This window comes from Micrococcus sp. APC 4021, assembly GCF_030407635.1.
GTDB lineage: Bacteria > Actinomycetota > Actinomycetes > Actinomycetales > Micrococcaceae > Micrococcus > Micrococcus luteus.
The window spans coordinates 1-6,138 of the sequence record NZ_JASDCZ010000130.1 but is presented as its reverse complement, the minus strand read 5'-3'; the positions used below and the strand labels follow the sequence as shown (position 1 = coordinate 6,138).

General features: G+C 74.6%; 6 protein-coding genes. All 6 read left to right on the top strand.

Annotation, left to right across the window (positions count from 1 at the left end; genetic code table 11):
- A partial coding sequence (locus tag QL983_RS09860) for a glycosyltransferase family 4 protein (protein ID WP_290152740.1) occupies nt 1-1,802 on the top strand: 1,802 nt, incomplete at its 5' end.
- 112 nt (nt 1,803-1,914) lie between these two features.
- Complete coding sequence (locus QL983_RS09855; RefSeq protein ID WP_098471498.1) at nt 1,915-3,225, top strand: nucleotide sugar dehydrogenase; 1,311 nt, start codon at nt 1,915-1,917, stop codon at nt 3,223-3,225.
- Complete coding sequence (locus QL983_RS09850; protein WP_098471499.1) at nt 3,222-3,845, top strand: acyltransferase; 624 nt, start codon at nt 3,222-3,224, stop codon at nt 3,843-3,845. Before QL983_RS09855 ends, QL983_RS09850 begins: the two co-directional genes overlap by 4 nt.
- Nucleotides 3,838-4,941 (top strand): DegT/DnrJ/EryC1/StrS family aminotransferase, encoded by a 1,104-nt coding sequence (locus QL983_RS09845; RefSeq protein ID WP_216886708.1) that lies wholly within the window; start codon nt 3,838-3,840, stop codon nt 4,939-4,941. The genes QL983_RS09850 and QL983_RS09845 overlap by 8 nt, the downstream gene beginning before the upstream one ends.
- Nucleotides 4,938-5,924 carry a Gfo/Idh/MocA family oxidoreductase gene (locus QL983_RS09840; protein WP_216886709.1) on the top strand — a complete coding sequence of 329 codons (987 nt, stop codon included), beginning with the start codon at nt 4,938-4,940 and terminating at the stop codon, nt 5,922-5,924. The genes QL983_RS09845 and QL983_RS09840 overlap by 4 nt, the downstream gene beginning before the upstream one ends.
- A partial coding sequence (locus QL983_RS09835) for a hypothetical protein (protein WP_290152728.1) occupies nt 5,921-6,138 on the top strand: 218 nt, incomplete at its 3' end. The genes QL983_RS09840 and QL983_RS09835, both read left to right, overlap by 4 nt.

The window sequence follows — 6,138 nt, the reverse complement described above, 5'->3', positions numbered from 1 at the left end:
CCGCACGCGAGCGCCCCGCGTCGTCCCGCCGCCCGCTGCTGCGGTCCCTGGCCCTGACCGCCCAGACCGTCCGCGAGCACGTGACGGACGACCCGGTGCTGCTGGCCCTGCAGGTCTCCCGTCGACTTCCGCCCGCGGTGGCGGGCGGGGCGGCCGGCGTCCTCACCCGCCTGGGCCGGAACGGCGTCGTGCCCGCGCTCGGCCACGAGATGCGGGGCGAGCGCGCGGCGGCCCTGGCTGCCCTCGGCGTGGACGAGGCCGGCCGGCCCGTCCGCGCGTCCCGTCCGGGGGCGGGCGGCGGCCGCGGGCTGGTCCACCGGGCCGACGCGGCCCTCGGCATGGGCCGGCCCGACGTCGCCGAGACGCTGCTCGGCAGCGTGCCGGAGGAGCATCGCGGCGCGGCGTGGACGGCCGCCGCCGCACGCCTGGCGGCGCACCGCGGCGACCTGGGCGGCGCGGCCGCGCTCGCCGCGCGGCATCCCCGCAACCGTCATCTCGCCCGCCGCATGGCGGGGGAGCGGGACGCGTTCCGCGGCGTCGCCCCGACCGTGCCGACTGAGCCCGGCTACCGCCCGGTCCCGGGGCGGGTGCTGCACGTGCTGACCAACTCCCTGCCCCACACCGGGTCGGGGTACGCCCAGCGCAGCCACGCGATCCTCACCTCCCTGCGGGACGAGGGCTTCGATGTCGCCGCCGTGACGCGGCCGGGCTACCCCGTGCAGATCGGCGTGCCCTGGGCGGCACAGCGGGACGTCGTGGACGGGATCGGCTACGCCCGGCTGCTGCCGGCCCGGCTCGCCCAGGGCCAGGCCGCCCGCATCCAGCAGCACGCCGAGCTGCTGGCCGCGCACGTGCGACGACACCGTCCCGCCCTGCTGCACACGACCACGCACTTCGTGAACGCGCTCGCGGTCGAGGCCGTGGCGCGGGCCTTCGGGATCCCGTGGGTGTACGAGGTCCGCGGGCAGCTCGCGGACACGTGGGCGGCGGTGCGCGGTCCCGAGGCCCTGGCCTCGGAACGGTACCGGCTCTTCCAGGAGCGGGAGGCCGAGGCCGCCTGCCGCGCCGACGGGGTCGTGACGCTCGGGGCGGGCATGCGCGACCGCCTGGTCGCGGCCGGGGTGGCCGAGGACGCCGTCGTGCTCTGCCCCAACGCCGTGGGCCCGGCCTTCGTCGCCGAGCCGGCGGGCCGGGACGAGGCACGCGCCCGGCTGGGCTGGGACCTGCCGACCGACGCCTTCGTGGTGGGCACCGTCTCGAGCCTCGTGGACTACGAGGGCCTGGACACTCTGCTGCGCGCCGCCGCGCGGCTGGCCCCGCACCGTCCCGGGCTGCGCGTGCACATCGCCGGCGACGGCGTCGCCCGGCCCGGGCTGCAGGCCCTGGCCGCGGAGCTCGGCATCGCGGAGCTGTGCGCCTTCCCCGGGCGGGTCGACCGCGAGGACGCGCGCCTGCACCACGCCGCCCTGGACGTGTTCACGGTCCCGCGCCGGGACCTGCCCGTCACCCGCGCGGTGACGCCGATGAAGACCGTCGAGGCCTCGGCCACCGGTCGGCCCGTCGTCGCCTCGGACCTGCCGGCCCTGGCCGAGCTCGTCGAGGACGAGCGGACCGGCCTGCTCGTCCCCGCGGAGGATCCCGCCGCGCTGGCCGCTGCCCTCGACCGGCTCGCGGGGAACCCAGCCGAGCGGGTGCGCCTCGGCGCGGCCGGCCGGGAATGGGCCCTGCAGACGCGCACCTGGGAGGCCAACGCGCGCCGCTATCGGGCGCTCTATGACCGGCTCGGCGTCCACCCGCGCTGATACAGTGACGCTGGCGCCGGGCCTCCCGCACTCTCGTGTTCCGGAGGCCTCCTCGACGCCCGCCCGACGCTCGCCGCGTGGGGCCCGTGCACGGAAGGAAGACTGGACCCGCATGAAGATCGCCGTCGTCGCCCTGGGCAAGATCGGCCTGCCGCTGGCCGTGCAGTTCGCGAGCAAGGGACACGAGGTGGTCGGCGTGGATGTCAACGCCACCGTCGTGGACCTCGTCAACGCGGGGACCGAGCCTTTCCCGGGCGAGGCCCACCTGCAGGAGAAGCTCTCCTCCACGGTGGCCGACGGCCGCCTGCGCGCCACCACCGACTACGGCGACGCCGTCCCGGGGGCCGACGCCGTCGTGCTCGTCGTGCCGCTCTTCGTGGACGACGAGGCCCGCCCCGACTTCGGCTGGATGGACGGCGCCACCACCGAGCTGGCGAAGCACCTGACCCCGGGCACCCTCGTCTCCTACGAGACCACGCTGCCCGTGGGCACCACCCGCACCCGGTGGAAGCCGATGCTGGAGGAGGGCTCGGGCCTGACCGAGGGGGAGGACTTCCACCTCGTGTTCTCCCCGGAGCGCGTGCTCACCGGCCGCGTGTTCGAGGACCTGCGCCGCTACCCCAAGCTGATCGGCGGCCTGACCCCGGCCGGCGCCGAGCGCGCCCGCGAGTTCTACGAGGCCGTGCTGGACTTCGACGAGCGTCCTGACCTGTCCCGTCCCAACGGCGTGTGGGACCTCGGCTCCGCGGAGGCCTCCGAGATGGCCAAGCTCGCGGAGACCACCTACCGCGACGTCAACATCGGCCTGGCGAACGAGTTCGCCCGCTACGCCGGCGCGAACGGCATCGACATCTACCAGGTGATCGAGGCCTCCAACTCGCAGCCGTACAGCCACATCCACCGCCCGGGCATCGCCGTGGGCGGCCACTGCATCCCGGTCTACCCGCGCCTGTACCTGTGGAACGACCCGGCCGCGGACATCGTCCGCACCGCGCGCGCCGTGAACGCCTCGATGCCGGACTTCGCCGTGGACCTGCTCGCCCAGGCCCACGGCGACCTCGCCGGTCAGCGCGTCGTCGTGCTGGGCGCCGCCTACCGCGGCGGCGTGAAGGAGACCGCGTTCTCCGGTGTGTTCGCCACCGTGGGCGCCCTGCGCACCCGCGGCGCCGAGGTCACCGTGGACGACCCGATGTACTCGGACGAGGAGCTCACCGCGCTGGGCTTCACCCCGCACTCCTCCGGCTCCGAGGTCGACGCCGCGATCCTGCAGACGGACCACGCCGAGTACCGCGCCCTCACCCCGGCCGACCTGCCGGGCGTGCGCACCTTCGTGGACGGCCGCAACGTCACCGACGCCGACGCCTGGGCGGGAGTGACCCGTCGGGTCATCGGCCTGCCGCAGGACGCCGAGGCCGCCCGATGAGCGGGGACGTCTTCACCGCCGCCTCGGCCGACGTCGCCGAGGACGCCGTCCTCGGCGACGGCACCAAGGTCTGGCACCTCGCGCAGGTCCGTGAGCAGGCCCGCCTCGGCGAGCGCTGCATCGTCGGTCGCGCGGCCTACATCGGCACCGGGGTGGAGCTCGGCGACGACTGCAAGGTCCAGAACCTCGCCCTCGTCTACGAGCCGGCCCGTCTGGGCCGCGGCGTGTTCATCGGACCCGGCGTCGTCCTGACCAACGACACCTACCCCCGCGCGGTCAACCCGGACCTGTCGCAGAAGTCCGGGAACGACTGGGAGGCCGTGGGCGTGGAGATCGGGGACGGTGCCGCGATCGGCGCCCGCTCGGTGTGTGTCGCCCCGGTGAGCATCGGCGCGTGGGCGCTGGTGGCCGCCGGGTCCGTCGTGACTCGCGACGTGCCAGACTTCGGCCTCGTGGCCGGGGTGCCCGCGAAGCGCATCGGCTGGGTCGGCCGGACGGGCCGCCGGCTCGAGGAGAAGGACGGCGTCTGGGTCTGCCCGGACACCGGGGAGACGTTCATCGAGCGGGATGGGGCGCTGCGCCCGGCCGGACCCGCGCAGGAGGAGGAGAACCATGGCTGAGTTCATCCCGGCGGCGAAACCGCTCATCGGCGACGAGGAGCGCGAGGCCGTGGGCCGCGTCCTGCGCTCCGGCATGGTGGCGCAGGGCCCCGAGGTCGCGGCCTTCGAAGAGGAGTTCGGTGCCGCGATGGTGGACGGCCGGGCCTGCGTGGCCGTCAACTCCGGCACCTCCGGCCTGCACCTGGGCCTGCTGGCCGCGGGCATCGGCCCCGGCGACGAGGTCATTGTGCCCGCCTTCACCTTCGCGGCGACCGGCAACGCCGTCGCCCTCACGGGCGCGACCCCGGTCTTCGCGGACGTGGACCTGCAGACGTACACCCTCGACCCCCAGGACGTGCGCGCCAAGGTGACGGAGCGGACCGCCGCCGTCATGCCGGTGCACCTGTACGGCCACCCGGCCCGCATGGACGAGCTCGAGGCGATCTGCCGCGAGCACGGCCTCCAGCTGTTCGAGGACGCGGCGCAGGCGCACGGCGCCCGCTGGAAGGGACGCCCCGTGGGCACCTTCGGGGCGTGGGGCATGTTCAGCCTCTACCCGACCAAGAACATGACCTCGGGTGAGGGCGGCATGGTCTCCGTGGCGGACCAGGACGTCGCCCGTCGCCTGCGCCTGCTGCGCAACCAGGGCATGGAAGTCCAGTACCGCAACGAGCTCGTGGGCTTCAACAACCGCATGACGGACATCCACGCGGCCATCGGCCGGGTGCAGCTGACCAAGGTCGGCGCGTGGACCCGGCGCCGGCAGGAGATCGCCGCCCGCTTCGACGCCGAGCTGCGCGGGGTCACCGTGCCGACGGTGCTCGAGGGCGCCGAGCACGTGTACCACCAGTACACGGTCCGCCTGCCCGAGGAGCTGGCCGGGAAGCGGGCGGACGTCCTCGCCCGCCTGAAGGACGAGTTCGGGGTCGGCACGGGCGTCTACTATCCGGTGCCCACCAACGAGCTGCCCTCCTTCGGCGTCGAGGCGGACCTGCCGAACACCCGCGTGGCCGCGTCCACCGTGTTCTCCATCCCGGTCCACCCGTCCCTGACGGACGCGGACGTCACACGCGTCGTCGAGGCCGTCAACACCGTGGTCGCGGAGGCCGCCGCATGAGCGTGCTGCGCACCGGACTGATCGGCCTGGGCATGATGGGCCGCCACCACGCCCGCGTGATGCGCTCCGTCGAGGGCACCGAGCTGGTCGCCGTCGCCGACGCGATGGGCGATCCACACGGCGTGGCGGGGGAGTTGCCCCTCTACGACTCGGTCCAGGGGCTCATCGACCACGGCGTGGACGCAGTCATGTGTGCCGTCCCGACCGGCCTGCACGAGGAGGTCGGCATGGTCCTGGCCGAGGCCGGCGTGCACGTGATGGTCGAGAAGCCGATCGCACACAGCACCGAGGCCGGCACCCGCCTGGTCCACGCCTTCGACGAGGCCGGCCTCGTCGGCGCCGTGGGGCACATCGAGCGTTTCAACCCCGCCCTCCAGGAGATGCGCCGCCGGATCCAGGCCGGCGAGCTGGGCCGAGTCCTGCAGATCACGACCGTTCGCCAGGGCGGCTTCCCCGCCCGCATCGCCGACGTCGGGGTCGTCAAGGACCTCGGCACGCACGACATCGACCTGACCGCGTGGCTGGCGGACAGCCCGTTCACGCGCGTGGCCGCGGAGACCATGACCAACTCCGGCCGTGAGCACGAGGACATGGTGGTCGCCAACGGCCGCCTCGAGTGCGGGGCCATCACGAGCCACGTGGTGAACTGGCTCTCGCCGGTGAAGATCCGCCAGACCGTCGTCACCGGCGAGCTCGGCGCGTTCGTGGCGGACACCGTGCACGCAGACCTGACCTTCCAGGCCAACGGATCGGTCCGCACTCGCTGGGACGCGGTGTCCGCGTTCCGTGGCGTCTCCGAGGGGGACGTCACCCGTCTGGCGATCGAGAAGCCCGAGCCGCTGCACACCGAGCACGAGGCGTTCCGCGACGCGATCCTCGGAGTCCGGCAGGAGCACGTGTCCATGGCGGAGGGGCTCGACACGCTGCGCGTGGCCGAGGCGATGATCGCGTCGGCCCGCACGGGTGAGAGCGTCACGCTGTGAGCGCGGGGGACTGGCGACGCCGCGCCCGCCGGGCCGTCCGCGCGGTGGCCCGACGGGCGCGAGCCCTGCCCGAGCCCGGGCCTCGCGTGCTGCGCGCCGTGTTCGACACCCTCCCACAGGACTCGGACGCCGTGCGTCGGATCCGGTCGATGGTCGCCCCACCCCGCCGGCGCGGCGGAGCGGGGCGGGGGCGTGCCGCGCCCGCCCGCGACAC

Coding starts and splice junctions, on each gene's coding strand:
- QL983_RS09855 (WP_098471498.1), top strand. CDS start 1,915: ATGAAGATCGCCGTCGTCGCCCTGGGCAAGATCGGCCTGCCGCTGGCC.
- QL983_RS09850 (WP_098471499.1), top strand. CDS start 3,222: ATGAGCGGGGACGTCTTCACCGCCGCCTCGGCCGACGTCGCCGAGGAC.
- QL983_RS09845 (WP_216886708.1), top strand. CDS start 3,838: ATGGCTGAGTTCATCCCGGCGGCGAAACCGCTCATCGGCGACGAGGAG.
- QL983_RS09840 (WP_216886709.1), top strand. CDS start 4,938: ATGAGCGTGCTGCGCACCGGACTGATCGGCCTGGGCATGATGGGCCGC.